Source organism: Pseudomonas extremorientalis (genome assembly GCF_001870465.1).
Lineage (GTDB): Bacteria > Pseudomonadota > Gammaproteobacteria > Pseudomonadales > Pseudomonadaceae > Aquipseudomonas > Aquipseudomonas extremorientalis.
The window spans coordinates 1-14371 of the sequence record NZ_MDGK01000024.1; the positions used below are offsets into that span (position 1 = coordinate 1).

Genomic DNA, 14371 nt, shown 5'->3' on the forward strand with positions numbered 1-14371 from the left:
GTTGACCGGGAGAGATACGCTCATGTTGTTGACCTTATTGTATGAGGCAGTCGCTGTTGGATCGGCACAGTCAACCGCTCACCGTCACCGAGTCGCTTATCGTTGTTGTTGCACGCTGGAATCGATCCTATGCCTGCCAACGAACGTCGCGGTAGCCCAAATCGGTCACGCACGTCCTCACCTTGCGCAAGCAGCGAAGGTGCTCTCAGGTCGTTCAAAATCGGTGAAGGTTCAGCCGCGCGCAAAACCGCTGATGGCGGCGCGTGCCGTCTGGGACGGCAGCTCGGCGAACAGTTCCTGGTACTCCGCGGCAAAATGGCTCAGGTGGTAAAAACCCCACTGGGCAGCGGCATCGCCGATGGAGAGGTCGCAGGCACGGGTCGACATCAAGGCCCGGCGCACGCCGTTGAGCCGCACCGAGCGCAGGTAGTTCAGCGGCGTGGTTTCGGCCACCGCACGGAAGCTGTTCTGCACGGTGCGCCGACTCACCTGGAGCCGCTGGCACAACTCGATCACGCTGGGCACGTTGATCATTTCCGTGGTGGTCAGGCGGTGGCATTTCTCGACAATGAAACTGCGCGTAGAGCTGGGGCTGCGCTGCTGCTTGTCACAGGCCGGATCGGTCATCAGTTGCAGCAGCTCACCGAGCATCGCCTGTTCCAGCACCATCTCTCGCTCCCGATCGCGCGTGCTGTCGAGGTCATCGTCGGCCAGGGCCTGGGAGAACAACGCGAGCAATCGGCGGCGCGCCTGGGCGAAACGCTGGGGCGACACCTTGATCACCGGCTGGCGCAGCAGCAGGTTGAGTTCCTTCGCCGACGCGGTCTGCTCCAGCGCCTGCTCGAACAGCTCACGCTCGAAGGTGATGGACAGCAGCTCCATGCCCATCGGCATGTGGAACATGAACTCCTCGCCACCGTGCAGGAAGAACAGGCTGCTGTCGTCCACGTCGCGCCCCTGCATGCGGATCGAACCGGGCACGTTGATCGGCACCGCGAAGCACATCTTGCCCCGAGGGGCCACGCCGTTCTGCACCACACGCTGGTTGATCTGTTCGAGGAACAAGTGGCAGCCGGCGGTCGTCAGCTGCATCAGTGTGCTTTCGGCGGAGCCGGCGGTCAGTTGGCTGTAGTCCTGGCTCCACTGCTGGACGGTGGCTGCATGCACATGGATATCGCGAAAATGGCTGATCGTCTGATTTTTCATGGAGTCGCAAGCCTCTGCCAGAAATTCTTGTTTTTTGATCGCCGCTGCGCTCGATAGTCGCACATAGCACACGTCCTGCAAATCGTTTGTGGGATAGCCGGCGGGCTGGAGCAGGCACGTGTATAGGTGCCGATTCGGGATACCGGTCAGGAACGCGCACCGGAGATGATCGGCACACGTAAATCGACCTGTCAGAGAGACCGTCATGAGTGAAGCCACACTAGAATCCCTGCACTTCGCGGATGCCCCGCGCATCCTCTCCAGCGCCCTGCCCGGCCCCAAGGCCAGCGAAGCCCTGGCGTTGTCGGCGCGCACCGAGTCGATGGCCCGTGGCGGCGGGCGCATGCCGGTGGCCATGGACCGTGCGTTCGGCGCAACCTTCAAGGACCCGGACGGCAATACCTACATTGACCTGTCCGCTGGCGTCGGCGTCAGCAGCGTGGGCCGTTGCCACCCCAAAGTGGTGCAGGCCATCCGCGAACAGTCCGAAGTGCTGATGCATGCACTGGAAATCAACAGCACCCGGCGCACCGAGCTGGCCGCCAAGATGTCCGAGATCGCGCCCGACGGCTTGCGTGGTGACTGCATCACCTTTTTCACCCAAAGCGGCAGCGATGCACTGGAAGCCGCGATCAAGTTCGCCAAGCGCATCACCGGGCGGCACCAGATCATTGCTTTCCACGGCGGCTACCACGGCGTGTGGAACGCGTCGGGCGCGCTGACCACCGGCACTGCCTACCGCAAAGGCTACGGCGCGCAGATGGGCGGTGTGATTCACGCGCCCTACCCGTATGCCTACCGTTTCCCGTTCGACACCACCCACAAGAGCGCCGAGCAGATCGCCGGCGACTACGTGGACTACCTGCTGAACACGCCCTACACCGCCGCCGATGATGTGGCCGCAGTGATCGTGGAACCGGTACAGGGCGAAGGCGGCTACGTGCCGCCTTCGCCGGAGTTCCTGCAACTGCTGCGCAAGGCCTGCGACCGCAGCGGCACCTTGCTGATCGTCGATGAAGTGCAATCCGGCGCCGGGCGCACCGGCAAGATGTGGGCGGTGGAACACTCGGGCGTGAAACCGGACATGCTCACCTTCGGCAAAGGCATCGGCAGCGATCTGCCGATGGCCGGCCTGATCATGCGCTCGGACCTGGCGGCAAAGATTCCCGATGGCTCGATGCCCAACACGTTCGCCGCCAACTCGCTGTCGGCGGCCGTGGCGCTGACCAACATCAGCATCCTGCAGGACCCTGAACTGGACCTGCTCAACCGTGCCCATGCGCTGGGCCTGGAAGCCCAGGCCTACATTCGCGGCTTCAACAGCCCACTGGTCGGCGAAGTGCGCGGGCGCGGTTTGATGATCGGTATCGAATTGGTCGAAGACCCAGTCACCAAGGCGCCCCTGGCGGGTGAAAAGATCGGCCAGCTCATGGGCTACCTGCTCAACCACGGCGTGCTGATGATTCCCTGCGGTCGCTACAGCAACGTGATGCGCGTGATGCCGTCGCTGACCATCTCCCGTTCGTTGTTCTTCAAGGCACTGGACATCTTCGGCGACGCCCTGGCCGCCCTCAAGGCATGACTCATGGAGCGCAACATGACTGAACACTTGAATCACTTCATCGCCGGCGCGTCGCTTGAAGCCTCCGATGGACGCCGCATCGACCTTATCGATCCGGTCACGGAACAGGTCTACGCCCGTTCGGCACGCGGCACGGCCGACGACGTCAACCGCGCCGTGGGTGCTGCGCTCGAGCAACTCGAACGGGGCGCCTGGAGCCAACTCGACGGCGCCCAGCGTGGCCGGCTGCTGTCGAAACTGGCGGATCTGGTAGAGCGCGACAGCGAACGGCTCGCCGACCTGGACGCCAACGCCATCGGCCGCTCCCCCATCGAGCCGCGCCGCATGGACCTGCCCAATGCGATCGCCCACCTGCGCGCCGCCGCCGGCTGGGCCAACCAGCTCGAAGGACGCACCATCCCCACCGGCGGCTACTTCGGCACCCGCACCCTCTCGTACACCGTACGTGAGCCGGTGGGGGTGGTCGGCGCTATCGTGCCGTGGAACTCGCCATTGATGATCACGGTCTGGAAGCTCGCCGCGTTGCTGGCGGCAGGCTGCACCGTGGTGGTCAAGCCATCGGAAGAGACCCCGCAGTCGGCCCTGCACCTGGCGGCGCTGGCGCAGGAAGCGGGTTTCCCGGACGGTGTGATCAACGTGGTCACAGGCTACGGCGCCGAAGTGGGCCGCGCCCTGTGCGAACACCCACACGTCGCCAAGATCAGTTTCACCGGCAGCCCCGAGGCCGGCCGCGAGATCCAGCGCACTGCCGGCGTGCTGTTCAAGCGCGTGGCCCTGGAACTGGGCGGCAAGAGCCCGCAGATTGTCTTCGACGACGCCTCCTTCGATGACGCCTTGCGCGGTTGTGCCCTTGGCCTGTTCGCCAACCAGGGCCAGGTGTGTGCGGCCGGTTCGCGCATCCTCGTCCAGCGCAGCTTCGCCGAGCGCTTCGGCGCGGCGCTGGCCGAAGCGGCCCAGGCGGTCAACGTGGGCGACCCGCGCCAGCCCGGCGTACAGATGGGGCCAGTGGCCAAGAAAGCGCAGTTCGATCGCGTCAACCGCTACATCCAGCTGGGCATCGACCAGGGCGCTACGCTGCTGGCCGGCGGCGTGTCCACCCCTGCACGCGGCTGGTTCGTGCGCCCGACGATCTTCGCCAACGCCCGCAACGACATGGCGATTGCCCAGGACGAGATCTTCGGCCCGGTGGGCACGCTGATCCCCTTCGACACGGAAGACGAGGCCATCGCGCTGGCCAACGACTCCACCTATGGCCTCGCCGCCACGGTGTGGACCACCGACCTGGTGCGTGCGCACCGTGTCGCCGCAGCGGTGAAAGCCGGCGCGGTGGGCATCAACTGCTGGAGCCCGCTGGACGCCAACCTGCCCTGGGGCGGCGTCAAGACCAGCGGAATCGGACGTGAAGGCGGCTTCAGTGGCGCGCTGGCCTACACCGAAGAGAAGGTGATCACCGTACTGATGCCCGGCTGAGCCAGCGCACTGAGCGAGCCACCCTCGATATCGCCAGGGTGGCTCACTCAACGGTGCATTTTTGATGATCGTTGGAGAGACCGTGATGAACCCAGAAAACCCAACCATAATCGATCGTTATCCAACATCCCTGCGCCTGCTGCACTGGGTGCGCGCTGTGCTCGTCGTCGGCCTGCTGTGGGCCGGCTGGCACATGACCGGTATGAATGATGAAGTGGCGAGCAAATTCGAGCTCTATTACCCCTGGCACAAATCCTTTGGGGTGCTGGCGTTCCTGCTGGTGTTGACACAGATCGCCGTGCGCTCGCGCACTCCGAATATTCCGCAACCGCTGCAAACCCTGGAACGCTACGAACAGGTGTTATCCCGACTGACCCAACGTGCGATGTATGCGCTGTTGGTGATCGTGCCGCTGATGGGCTACTCCATGTCGAGCACCTTCACCATGAGCGACGGTGTGTTCTTTTTCGGGGTCAACCTGCCCGAGTTGTTGCCGAAGAATGACGACTGGTTCGTGGTGTTCCAATGGCTGCACAAAACACTCGCCTATACCCTGCTGGTGCTGATCGTGTTGCACATCGCAGGGGCGCTCAAGCACCGCTTCTACGACAAAGACCCGCGCAACAACGTGCTGCGCCGCATGCTCTGAAACAACCAGGCGTCGGCGCCAGGCGCCGACGCCCTTCCCTTCTAGAACGTCACCCAGACAATGAACTGCATGTAGGTGTTGGTCGACGCACTGCCACTTTGCAGACCGCCATTGCCCAACCACTTCTCGGGTTTGTAGAAGCCGATCAGCGGTGACAGCGTGATGTTATCCGTCACCATCCAGTCCAGGAACAGGTCGACCTCGCGGGCGCTGAAATCCCGCTCCTGCTTGCGGGAAAGCTGGTGGTAATCGAAGGCCATCGCATTGAGGGTCAATGTATCGGTGGGCCGGACGGAGAGCAGCACATCGTTGATCCGCATGTTCGAGGTCACGGAACCGGCGTAATTCGTCGCTATCTCACCTTGGTAGCGTTTGCGGAAGCCACCCTGGAACAGGAAATCCCAGCCTTCGGAATAACGCGAATAGCGATAACTCACGGTCGGCTGCCATTTGACGTCGGCGAAGGTATAGCCCGCGTCGAAGAACATCGCCCGCTGCGAGCCGGAACGTTTTTCCTGGCGCGCCACTTCGAAGGCAAAGTCGGCACTCTCGATCCCGGCATTGCCCTGCCCGCGCAGGCTGTAGATGTTCATGCCCTTGCGCTCGAGCCGATCACCGAAGGCGTAGCGCTCCTCCACATCCAGGCCGCGAACGTAGGTAGAGCCGATGGAGCCGAGGGGTGTGGTGTAGTCAACCGTGGCCGCCGCCACTTCGGTCTTGGACTGTCCGGGGTTATCCGATTTCAGCCAGATCAGGCTGCCGTGAAGGCCATCCTTGCCACCCAGCTTGAGCACCGCCGTGTTGCCGAACGCCAGGCGCTGGCCCAGGTAGAACGCGCCGCCACGGTTGAAGCGCCCGTCACGCACACCCTCGATGGGGCTGAAGGCATTGCCGGGGTTGAAGCCATCGTCGGTGATCAGGAAACCGTCCACCGTCACCAGCTGGCGGCCGAAGGAAAAGTCGACGCCGTCCTGGCCCAGGGCGGGCACCAGGTCACCTGAGCGCCAGCCCAGGAAGGCATCTTCCACCGCGGTGCGGCGCTCGTTGCCGGCAGTGATCGCACCGGTGTCGCCATCGCCCCAGGTGCCGGAGCTGAGCAGGCTGAACCCGCCGTAGACCGACCCGGCGATGAGCTTGTCCGTCGAGCCGTTGAGGCCATATTTGGCATAGCCTTCCTGCCAACGCATGCTGCCGGGCGCCTTCTGCGGGTCGCCGAGGTAGTTGCGGGTGCTGCCGAACCAGCCAAAGCCGGCGCCCAGTTCCGCGTTCAACAGCGTGCCGCCGTCGTCTTCGTTATAGAGCGTGTAGGCGTGGGCCTGCGGCTCGAAGGCACAGAGTGCAACCAGCGAAAGCAGGGGGGCATAGGGGGGGGGGCGCATGACGTCTCTCCTGTTTTTATATTTATGAGGCGAGACACGAGTGTTCCGATTGCGGCGTGCAGGCGTTAACCCAAATCAGCATGTGCGGGGCTGCTCAAAACATTCCCCCCTCCTCCCTCATTGGTTGCCGTTTTGGGCTACGGCCCGAGAACGCCATCCCCCTATGCTGGGCCCATAAGAACCATAAAAAAACCGAGGCACCCGTCATGAGCGTTTCATCCCCCTCCCCGCTGTTCCGTCAGGCGCTGTGTCTGCTGACTCTCACTGCCTGCAGCGTGCTGTCGTCGGTCGCCACCGCCCACCATTCGTTCGCCTTGTTCGACCAGACCCGCACGGTCACGGTCAAGGGCGTGGTGGAGCGCTTCGCCTGGACCAACCCCCACATCACCCTTTACCTCGATGCCGACGGGCCGCCGCCCCAGCGCTACAAGATCGAGACCGGCAGCGTCAACGCCTTGCAACGCACCGGCTGGAGCGCGGACTCGATCAAGGCCGGCGACATCGCCGAGGTGTCCTTCAAGCCCCTGAAAAACGGTGAACCCGGCGGGCTCCTTGTCGAGATCAAGATCGGCGACGTGGTGCTCTCGGGCGGCGGATAGATCGCCCCTGCCCTGCGCCACGACATCCGAACTGCATCGATCCGCCGCGTGGAGACACCCCATGAAACCGACACGAACCTTGCTCGCCCTGGCCGTGGTCCTCGTGACCTGCGCCGGCATCGGCAACGCCGCGACAACACCGAATAAACACCGCCCCGACATCAGCGGCACCTGGGAAAGAACCCCGGACGACTGGTTCGGCGAGAACCCGGACGACCCTGTGCACCCGGGCGGGCCGATGGACCTCAAGGCGCCCTACGCCGCCGAATACGCCGCACTCAAGAAGAAACAGGCGGCGGCCAACGAAGCCGGGACGCCGCTGGCCACCACCAGCTCACGGTGCCTGCCCGAGGGCATGCCGACACTGATGGCGGCGCTGTTCCCGATCCAGATCATCCACGACGACCAGGACGTGATAGTGCTCGGCGAGTACCTGCAACAGGTCCGCCGCATCCGCTTGAACCAGGCCATGCCGCCCAAGGAAAAGCTCGACCCGCTCTACCAGGGCCATTCCCGTGGGCACTGGGAAGGCGACACCCTGGTGGTGGAGACCCAGCGGGTGCGTACGGATGTGCGGTTCTATGACGTGCCCCATGGCCCGGACATGAAGATCACCGAACGCATACGCCTGCGCGGGCCGGACCGCCTGGAAGACCAGGTGCTGATCGAAGACCCGCAGGTGCTTGCCACGCCCTATCGCTTCACCTTCGAGTACAAACGCTCCAGCTACGCCATCCAGGAGTACGTCTGCGAAAACAACCAGATCGTGATCGACAGCGAGGGCAAGGCGTCCCTCAGCCTTGAGTGAGGTTGACCGCATGGAACGCTCGATAATCCTCGGCGGCATGCTGCTATCGCTGGCCCTCACGGCAAACGCGTGGGCAGAAGTGCCACGCATGCCCACGGCGATTGCCATCCCGCCGTCGGGCCAGTTGCCGCTGTCGTCGGCCAGGCGTCCCGGCACCGAATACAGCGACCTCGACAGGTACGGCTACACCGAGGAAGAGTTTTACCTGCAAGGCGTCGCCCCGGCCATTACCGCCGCGGGTCAAACCCTGCTGGAGGCGCCTTACACCACGCGCATCCTGGTGCGTAAGCCAATGGACCCGGCGCGGTTCAACGGCACCGTGGTGATCGAGCCGTTCAGTTGGTTCGGCGAGCGCGGTGCCGGCTGGATCCTGACCCGTGACTACCTGCTGCGGCGCGGCTATGCGTTTGTCGGGTACACCCTGAACCTCAACCAGCCGGCCGTTGATCCGAAGTTCATCGCGGACACCCCGGCGGCCGAGGCCGATGGGATTACCCAGTACGGGCGGATCGTGAACTTCGAGTTCATGCGCCGCTTCGACTTCGCACGGTACGCGCCGCTGGGTACCTATTACGACCCGCAACGTTTCACCCGGGGCAACGCGCCCGACCCGTTCGTGCCGCAATCCCAGGGCATCGGCGCGCAACTCGCGTTGCTGCTCAAGACCCCGGCGACACAAGGTCCACTGGCCGGCTTCGCCGTACAGCGCGTGTATGTGAACAGCTGGGCGGTGACCGCCCAGGTCTGGATGGACTACCTCGACCAGGGCCGCCACCAGCAATGGCGCATGCCCGACGACACACCACTGATCGATGCCTACATGACCGGCCGCATGGCCTATGGCGAAGTCGGTGGCGACGTGATCCGGCTGCCACGCCGGATGCCCGAGGGCGTGCCGTTCGTGACCGTCTACAGCCAGTCCGAACTGATGCATGACGTGCTCGAAGGCATCCCCCTGCCGCCGGACACCGACAGCCCGCAGGTGCGCTACTACGAAGTCACCGGCATGCCCCACCTGCGCCTGGCCGACCTCGGCACGCAGCATACCGAACGGTTCGCCGCCGATGTCGGCAAGGGCGACGACCCACGTTGCCAGACGCTGTACGACGAACCGGTGGAACTGGTGGTGTCGGCGCTGCTCGAGCGCATGGATCAATGGGTGCGCGAGGGCACCCCCATGCCCCGTGCGTCCCGGGTGGTGCGTGACGGCAAAGCCGCTGCGCGCGCGCCCTCCACCGGCAACCTGCTGGGCGGCGTGCGCCCGCCGTGGGTGCAGGTGCCCAGCGCGACTTACCTCACCGACCAGGAGACCGGCTGCGGGCTGATCTACGACACCAAGGTGCCTTATGCGAAGGACGTGCTTGGCCGGCGCTATGGAAACTTCAACCGCTACGCCCAGAAATTCGAAGAGGCCAAGGCCCAGTCGGTCAAGGAAGGCTACCTGCTTCCAGACGATGCGGCGGGCCTGCGCCCGATCGCCACGCCCCAAGACTTCTAACCCCACGAGGAAGGTACGCCGATGTCATCGTCACTCATCATTGCCTGGCTCTATGCGACGCCCTTGAGCACCGCCATCCGTGACGTCCTCTGGGTCATCCCCACGGTCCAGAGCATTCATATCATCGCCATCACCGTGCTGTTCGGCTCGGCGCTGGTCAGCGACCTGCGCCTGGCCGGGGTGCTCGCCACGGACGAGCCCTTGCGGGGTGTGGTGCGCCGCTACTACCCGTGGATGCGCAACGCCCTCATGGTCCTGCTCTTCACCGGGCTGATCATGATCATCGCCGAGCCCGACCGGGTACTCGTCAACACCACGTTCTGGCTGAAGATGGTCCTGGTGGTGACGGCGTTCACCCTGACGTTACTCCTGCGGCGCCCACTGCTGCGAGCCCCCGATGAGCGCGAAAAGCGCCCCATCAAGGCACTGGCCTGGCTGTCGATCGGCCTGTGGTGCGCGGTGATCATTTGCGGTCGCTGGATCGCCTACACGATCTAAGCGTTTTCAACCCAAGCCTTGAGGTACTCGCCATGGACATCCAACCGCTGCTGCAAACCCTCCAGGACACTCCCGTCGCCGCGTTCATCCGTGAGTCGGGCTCGGTCTTCCCATTGCTTGAATCGGTGCATGTGATCGGCATCGCCATCGTCTACGGCACCATCGCCGTGGTGGACCTGCGCCTGCTGGGCGTGGCCTCCCATCGGCGCAGTGCGCTGAAGCTGATCCAGGATCTGCTGCCCTACACCTGGGTCGCGTTCGTGGTGTGCGTGATGACCGGCCTGCTGATGTTCTGCGCCAATGGCACGACCTATGTGCAGAACACCGCGTTCCTGTGGAAGATGGGCCTGCTGGTGCTGGCCGGGCTGAACATGGGGGTGTTCCACCTGGGCGCCTTTCGCCGCATCGGCGAATGGGACACCACGCTACCGCCGCCCAGCCAGGCACGCGTGGCGGGTTTCAGTTCACTGGCGCTGTGGGCAGGGGTGATTTTCCTCGGCCGCTGGATTGCGTTTCTCTGATGGCCAGCCTGAGCGATGCAATCACGGTGGTGCGCCCGCGCTCCGGGCGCTGGGAGTCGCTGGCACTGCTGCTGGCGACCCTGGCCGTGATCGCCGGCGTGGCCGGCTATGTGGCCCTGCGCCCGCAGAAAGCCGGCCCGCCCATCCCCTTGAGCTGGCAGGTGCGCTCCTTCGACGGTCTGGGCGCAGTCGACCAGGCGATCCATAGCGCGCTGTTGCCGGCCGGCGAGGAAATCATCTGGTTCAACAACGACACTGGCGGCTGGATCACCTTGGAGCATGCGCAAAAGCTGCTGTTGCCGCCCTTCTACCGCGATGGTTTCTGGAAGACCCATGGCGAGGTGCAATGGCAGTTGATTTTGCCGGGTACCCACCAGGCCCACGGGCTTTCCGGCGACGCCCATGCACCGGCGGACCCGAGCGCCAACCAGGTGTCGCAAGCCACCCAGGGCCAGGGTGCCACGGTGTACTACGGCGCTGGCGGCCGCGCCACGGGCCAGAGCGCCTACCTGCTGGTCATCGGTCACGCCCACGCCGGTGTGATGTGGGCCAACCAGGCGACGATCTGGGTCCATCCCGACCCGAACGCGCCCTACCCTGGCATCGTCAAGCCCGAGTCGCTGGTCGGCGATGGCTGGCGCCAGGTCATTCCATACGACGGCACCAGCGAAGTCGAACGTGTCAAAGGAACCCAGCCATGACTACCGCTACCCAACGCCCGTCACGGTGGCGCAGATGCCTTGCGCTGTTGATGCTGATGCCTGTGGTTGCACTCGCAGGCACCGCGACCGCCTCGGGCAAACCGCTCAGGATCGGCGTCACGCTCCACCCCTACTACAGTTTCGTGGCGAACATCGTCGGTGACCGGGCGCAGGTCATTGCGCTGATCCCGCCCGAGGCGAACCCGCACAACTACCAGCCGCAACCCGACGACATCACCCGGGCGATGAACCTGGATGTGCTGGTGGTCAACGGCATCGGCCACGATGAATGGGCTTTCCAGATCGTAAAGGCCGCCGGGCGCACGGCGACGTTGCCGATCATCCAGGCCAATGCATCGGTGGCCCTGATTCCCATCGCGGGCGACCAGAGCGGGGTCAAGGTGGTCAACCCACACACGTTCGTGTCCACCACCGCGGCGATCCAGCAGGTGTTCGAGATCGCCCGCCGGCTGGGCGAACTGGACCCGGACAACGCAGCGACGTACCGCCACAACGCCCTCGCGTATGCCGCGCGGATCCGCGAGTTGCGCGCGCGCTTCATGACCCGCTTCGCCGCGCTGGACCTGTCGGCGTTCCGCTGCGCGACCACCCATGCCGGCTACGACTACCTGATGCAGGAGTTCGGCCTGTTCGTCAGCGCGGTGATTGAACCACGCCATGGCGTGGCCCCGACGGCACGCCAGTTGGCCAACACCATCGAGGCCATCAAGCGCGCCAACGTGCGCGTACTGTTTGCCGAGAAGAACTTCTCCCTCGACCTGGCCAAACCGATCGAAGCCGCCACCGGCGTGAAGGTCTTCGCGCTGTCGCACATCACCGGCAACGCCTATAGCGCGGACGAGTTCGAGGTGGCCATGGCCGAGAACCTCGAAACCCTGGCCCAGGCCATTGAGTTCACCCAGCCAGCCAGGAGCACCCCGTGATGCGTGGACCTGCCATCGTGTTTGACAACGTGTCCCTGCAACTGGCCGGCACCCGGGTGCTCGATGCCGTGAGTTTCCGGGTCGAGGCAGGCGCCCTGCATTGCCTGGTCGGCCCCAACGGCGGCGGCAAGACTTCACTGGTGCGCACACTGCTGGGCCAGATGCCGCATTCGGGGTCGGTACGGCTGGAGGGCGAGATCACCACGCCACTGGGCTATGTCCCGCAGTTGCTGGACTTCGACCGCAATGTGCCGATGACCGTCAACGACGTGATGGCCTTGCTCGGCCAACGCCGACCGGCCTTCCTGGGTTCCAGCCGCGCAGCCAAGGCACTCAGGGCTGCGGCACTCGCGCGTACCGGCGTGGCGGCGATGGGCGCGAAACCCTTCGGCAGTCTGTCCGGAGGCCAGCGCCAGCGTGTGTTGCTGGCCCAGGCGATCAGCCCGGTGCCTTGGCTGTTGATCCTCGACGAGCCGACCGCCGGCATCGATGAACCCGGCGTGCGCCTGGTGGAGGCGTTGGTCGCCGAACTGCACGACCGAGGCGTCACCATCCTGTGGATCAACCACGACCTGGAACAAGTGAGGCGCGTTGCGCAATCGGTCACGGTGATCAATCAACGGGTGTCGTTCCATGGCAGCCCCGCCCAATGGGAGAACGTGCGATGAACGCGCTGTACGACTTCATTCGCGAGCACCTCCAGGCGCTCGCTGCGACGGGCGTGCTGCCGCAACCCTTCGAGTACGAGTTCGTGATCAACGCATTGCTCTGCGCGGTGCTGATCGGGCCGCTGCTGGGCGTGCTCGGCTCGATGGTAATGATCAAGCGCATGGCGTTCTTCAGCCAATCGGTGGGCAACGCAGCGATGACCGGCGTGGCCATTGGCGTGCTGATCGGCGAGTCCTACACCTCGCCTTACTTTTCGATGTTCGGCTTCTGCCTGCTGTTCGCCCTGACGCTCAAGTACACCCAGCATCGCACCACGCTGGCCAATGACACGCTGATCGGCGTGTTCCTGTCGATCTCGCTGGCAATGGGCGCCTCGCTGCTGCTGTTCGTGTCGGCGAAGATCAACACCCATGTGATGGAGAGCGTGCTGTTCGGCTCCATCCTGGCGGTGGACCACACCGACATGAACGTGTTGCTGGTAGTCACCGCGATCTGCGCGCTGATCGGGCTGCCGCTGTACAACGGCATGCTGCTGGCCAGCCTCAACCCAAGCCTGGCCCATGCGCGCGGCGTGCGGGTGCGCAGCGTCGACTACCTGTTCGTGGTGCTGGTCACCCTGGTCACAGTGGCCTGCCTGAAAATCATCGGCGCCGTGCTCGTCGAAGCGCTGTTGCTGATACCGGCAGCGGCGGCCCGCAACATCAGCCATTCACTGCCGGCACTGGTAACCCGCGCCGTGTTGATCGCGATGTTTTCCTGCGTGGTCGGCATCCTGGCGCCGATGCAGTTCCACATTCCCGTGCCCACGGGCGGCGCCATCGTGATCGTTGCGGCACTGGTGTTCGTCGTCACCACCGTCATTCGGGCGACCACGGCCCGGTTCAGAGGGGCCAGCGTATGAAATGGCTGAATGCTACGTGCCGCCCAAGACTGGCGCTGTTGGCGGTACTGCTGGGCAGCCCGTTGCTGGCCCAGGCGGACCAGGTGCTGGTGGCGTTGCCGGCGCTGTATGCACTCACCTCGGCACTCGGCGACGGCACTCGCCTTGAGGTGGTGCGTGTGCCGCCCGATGCGGCGGTGTCCCTGCAAAGCCAGGCCAATGCGCTGTCACGCCTGGACGCCAGTGTGTTCGAGCAGGCGACGGCGGTGGTCACCTTGAGCAGCCTGTGGCGTGCCGATCCTTTGTATGCCGCGGCCCGTCGCCACAACCTGCGGATCGTCGAGATCGACGCGTCACATTCCTGGGACGCCATCAAGCCCGGCGTGGCCGTGGCCCGCGTGCCGCCAAACGACGTGCCCTGGGCGGGCGCGCAAGTGGCCGACGACGGCCTGTCACCCTATGCCTGGCTCGGCCCCGTCAACGCCATGCGCATGTCGGCGCTGATCGCGGCCGACCTGGAACGCTTGTCTCCCGTCGACGCGCCACGCATAGAGCGCAACCTCACCGCACTCGACAGCCGCTTGCGCCGACTGAAGGCCAACTACGGCGCCCGGCTGCTGGCGGTGCCGGACCTGCGCGTGCTGTCGTTGGCCGACGAATTCATCTACCTGTTCGGCGAGTTCGGCATTTATGTCGACGGCTGGTTCGTACGGCAGGACATCGATTGGAGCGACGCTGACTGTGCTGCGCTGACCCGCTACCTGCGCGAGCGTGACATTCGCGTCGTCGTGCACAAGTGGGCGCCGGACGCCAGGATCGCCAAGGCCATCGAAGACGGTGGCGCACGCCTGGTGCTCCTGGACACCGGCGCCGATGCAAGCAACGGCTACGAGGCCCTGCTGAGTTCGAACCTGGACGCCTTGCTGGCGGCCTTCGCCCCCCTGCAACACCCTTGACTGTGGAGCGC

15 protein-coding genes are annotated in these 14371 nt (G+C 64.6%); 13 read left to right on the plus strand and 2 right to left on the minus strand.

Annotation, left to right across the window (positions count from 1 at the left end):
- Positions 1–231 precede the first annotated feature (231 nt).
- Positions 232–1206: a helix-turn-helix domain-containing protein gene (locus BFN10_RS10420; protein ID WP_071489614.1), complete on the minus strand. Its 975-nt coding sequence runs from the start codon at positions 1204–1206 to the stop codon at positions 232–234.
- A 205-nt stretch (positions 1207–1411) separates the two neighbouring features.
- On the opposite strand from BFN10_RS10420, the gene BFN10_RS10425 reads away from it, so the two are divergent.
- The 3 genes from BFN10_RS10425 to BFN10_RS10435 all read left to right on the plus strand — a co-directional run bounded on the left by BFN10_RS10425 (position 1412) and on the right by BFN10_RS10435 (position 4907).
- Positions 1412–2788, plus strand: coding sequence for an aspartate aminotransferase family protein (locus tag BFN10_RS10425; RefSeq protein WP_071489615.1), 1377 nt, complete (start codon positions 1412–1414; stop codon positions 2786–2788).
- A 15-nt stretch (positions 2789–2803) separates the two neighbouring features.
- On the plus strand, positions 2804–4258 hold the full coding sequence (locus BFN10_RS10430) for an aldehyde dehydrogenase family protein (RefSeq protein ID WP_071489741.1): 1455 nt from the start codon (positions 2804–2806) through the stop codon (positions 4256–4258).
- 85 nt (positions 4259–4343) lie between these two features.
- On the plus strand, positions 4344–4907 hold the full coding sequence (locus tag BFN10_RS10435) for a cytochrome b (RefSeq protein WP_071489616.1): 564 nt from the start codon (positions 4344–4346) through the stop codon (positions 4905–4907).
- A gap of 41 nt (positions 4908–4948) precedes the next feature.
- Here BFN10_RS10435 and BFN10_RS10440 read toward each other — a convergent pair whose 3' ends face one another.
- Positions 4949–6286, minus strand: a complete 1338-nt coding sequence (locus tag BFN10_RS10440) for an alginate export family protein (protein ID WP_071489617.1) — start codon at positions 6284–6286, stop codon at positions 4949–4951.
- A gap of 206 nt (positions 6287–6492) precedes the next feature.
- Between BFN10_RS10440 and BFN10_RS10445 the strand changes: the two genes are divergently transcribed.
- The 10 genes from BFN10_RS10445 to BFN10_RS10490 all read left to right on the plus strand — a co-directional run bounded on the left by BFN10_RS10445 (position 6493) and on the right by BFN10_RS10490 (position 14360).
- Positions 6493–6885, plus strand: a complete 393-nt coding sequence (locus BFN10_RS10445; protein ID WP_071489618.1) for a DUF6152 family protein — start codon at positions 6493–6495, stop codon at positions 6883–6885.
- 61 nt (positions 6886–6946) lie between these two features.
- Positions 6947–7693 (plus strand): hypothetical protein, encoded by a 747-nt coding sequence (locus tag BFN10_RS10450; RefSeq protein WP_071489619.1) that lies wholly within the window; start codon positions 6947–6949, stop codon positions 7691–7693.
- A gap of 10 nt (positions 7694–7703) precedes the next feature.
- Complete coding sequence (locus BFN10_RS10455) at positions 7704–9191, plus strand: alpha/beta hydrolase domain-containing protein (protein ID WP_083351566.1); 1488 nt, start codon at positions 7704–7706, stop codon at positions 9189–9191.
- A gap of 21 nt (positions 9192–9212) precedes the next feature.
- Complete coding sequence (locus BFN10_RS10460) at positions 9213–9689, plus strand: DUF6644 family protein (protein ID WP_071489620.1); 477 nt, start codon at positions 9213–9215, stop codon at positions 9687–9689.
- A 32-nt stretch (positions 9690–9721) separates the two neighbouring features.
- Complete coding sequence (locus BFN10_RS10465) at positions 9722–10210, plus strand: DUF6644 family protein (protein WP_071489621.1); 489 nt, start codon at positions 9722–9724, stop codon at positions 10208–10210.
- The gene (locus BFN10_RS10470; protein ID WP_071489622.1) at positions 10210–10911 is read left to right on the plus strand and encodes a DUF6162 family protein; all 702 of its coding nucleotides are present in this window, start codon (positions 10210–10212) and stop codon (positions 10909–10911) included. Before BFN10_RS10465 ends, BFN10_RS10470 begins: the two co-directional genes overlap by 1 nt.
- Positions 10908–11855, plus strand: coding sequence for a metal ABC transporter solute-binding protein, Zn/Mn family (locus BFN10_RS10475; protein ID WP_071489623.1), 948 nt, complete (start codon positions 10908–10910; stop codon positions 11853–11855). Before BFN10_RS10470 ends, BFN10_RS10475 begins: the two co-directional genes overlap by 4 nt.
- Complete coding sequence (locus BFN10_RS10480; RefSeq protein WP_071489624.1) at positions 11855–12523, plus strand: metal ABC transporter ATP-binding protein; 669 nt, start codon at positions 11855–11857, stop codon at positions 12521–12523. Before BFN10_RS10475 ends, BFN10_RS10480 begins: the two co-directional genes overlap by 1 nt.
- A complete protein-coding gene (locus BFN10_RS10485) occupies positions 12520–13425 on the plus strand; it encodes a metal ABC transporter permease (protein WP_071489625.1) in 906 nt (301 codons plus the stop codon). Before BFN10_RS10480 ends, BFN10_RS10485 begins: the two co-directional genes overlap by 4 nt.
- Positions 13422–14360 carry a metal ABC transporter solute-binding protein, Zn/Mn family gene (locus tag BFN10_RS10490; RefSeq protein WP_231999490.1) on the plus strand — a complete coding sequence of 313 codons (939 nt, stop codon included), beginning with the start codon at positions 13422–13424 and terminating at the stop codon, positions 14358–14360. Before BFN10_RS10485 ends, BFN10_RS10490 begins: the two co-directional genes overlap by 4 nt.
- The last annotated feature ends 11 nt before the right edge of the window (positions 14361–14371 follow it).

Excerpts from the sequence above, each read along its gene's own strand:
- BFN10_RS10475 (WP_071489623.1), top strand. The coding sequence starts at position 10,908 with ATGACTACCGCTACCCAACGCCCGTCACGGTGGCGCAGATGCCTTGCG.
- BFN10_RS10420 (WP_071489614.1), bottom strand. The coding sequence starts at position 1,206 with ATGAAAAATCAGACGATCAGCCATTTTCGCGATATCCATGTGCATGCA.
- BFN10_RS10490 (WP_231999490.1), top strand. The coding sequence starts at position 13,422 with ATGAAATGGCTGAATGCTACGTGCCGCCCAAGACTGGCGCTGTTGGCG.
- BFN10_RS10440 (WP_071489617.1), bottom strand. The coding sequence starts at position 6,286 with ATGCGCCCCCCCCCCTATGCCCCCCTGCTTTCGCTGGTTGCACTCTGT.
- BFN10_RS10425 (WP_071489615.1), top strand. The coding sequence starts at position 1,412 with ATGAGTGAAGCCACACTAGAATCCCTGCACTTCGCGGATGCCCCGCGC.
- BFN10_RS10445 (WP_071489618.1), top strand. The coding sequence starts at position 6,493 with ATGAGCGTTTCATCCCCCTCCCCGCTGTTCCGTCAGGCGCTGTGTCTG.
- BFN10_RS10485 (WP_071489625.1), top strand. The coding sequence starts at position 12,520 with ATGAACGCGCTGTACGACTTCATTCGCGAGCACCTCCAGGCGCTCGCT.
- BFN10_RS10465 (WP_071489621.1), top strand. The coding sequence starts at position 9,722 with ATGGACATCCAACCGCTGCTGCAAACCCTCCAGGACACTCCCGTCGCC.
- BFN10_RS10450 (WP_071489619.1), top strand. The coding sequence starts at position 6,947 with ATGAAACCGACACGAACCTTGCTCGCCCTGGCCGTGGTCCTCGTGACC.
- BFN10_RS10435 (WP_071489616.1), top strand. The coding sequence starts at position 4,344 with ATGAACCCAGAAAACCCAACCATAATCGATCGTTATCCAACATCCCTG.
- BFN10_RS10480 (WP_071489624.1), top strand. The coding sequence starts at position 11,855 with ATGCGTGGACCTGCCATCGTGTTTGACAACGTGTCCCTGCAACTGGCC.
- BFN10_RS10470 (WP_071489622.1), top strand. The coding sequence starts at position 10,210 with ATGGCCAGCCTGAGCGATGCAATCACGGTGGTGCGCCCGCGCTCCGGG.
- BFN10_RS10430 (WP_071489741.1), top strand. The coding sequence starts at position 2,804 with ATGACTGAACACTTGAATCACTTCATCGCCGGCGCGTCGCTTGAAGCC.
- BFN10_RS10460 (WP_071489620.1), top strand. The coding sequence starts at position 9,213 with ATGTCATCGTCACTCATCATTGCCTGGCTCTATGCGACGCCCTTGAGC.
- BFN10_RS10455 (WP_083351566.1), top strand. The coding sequence starts at position 7,704 with ATGGAACGCTCGATAATCCTCGGCGGCATGCTGCTATCGCTGGCCCTC.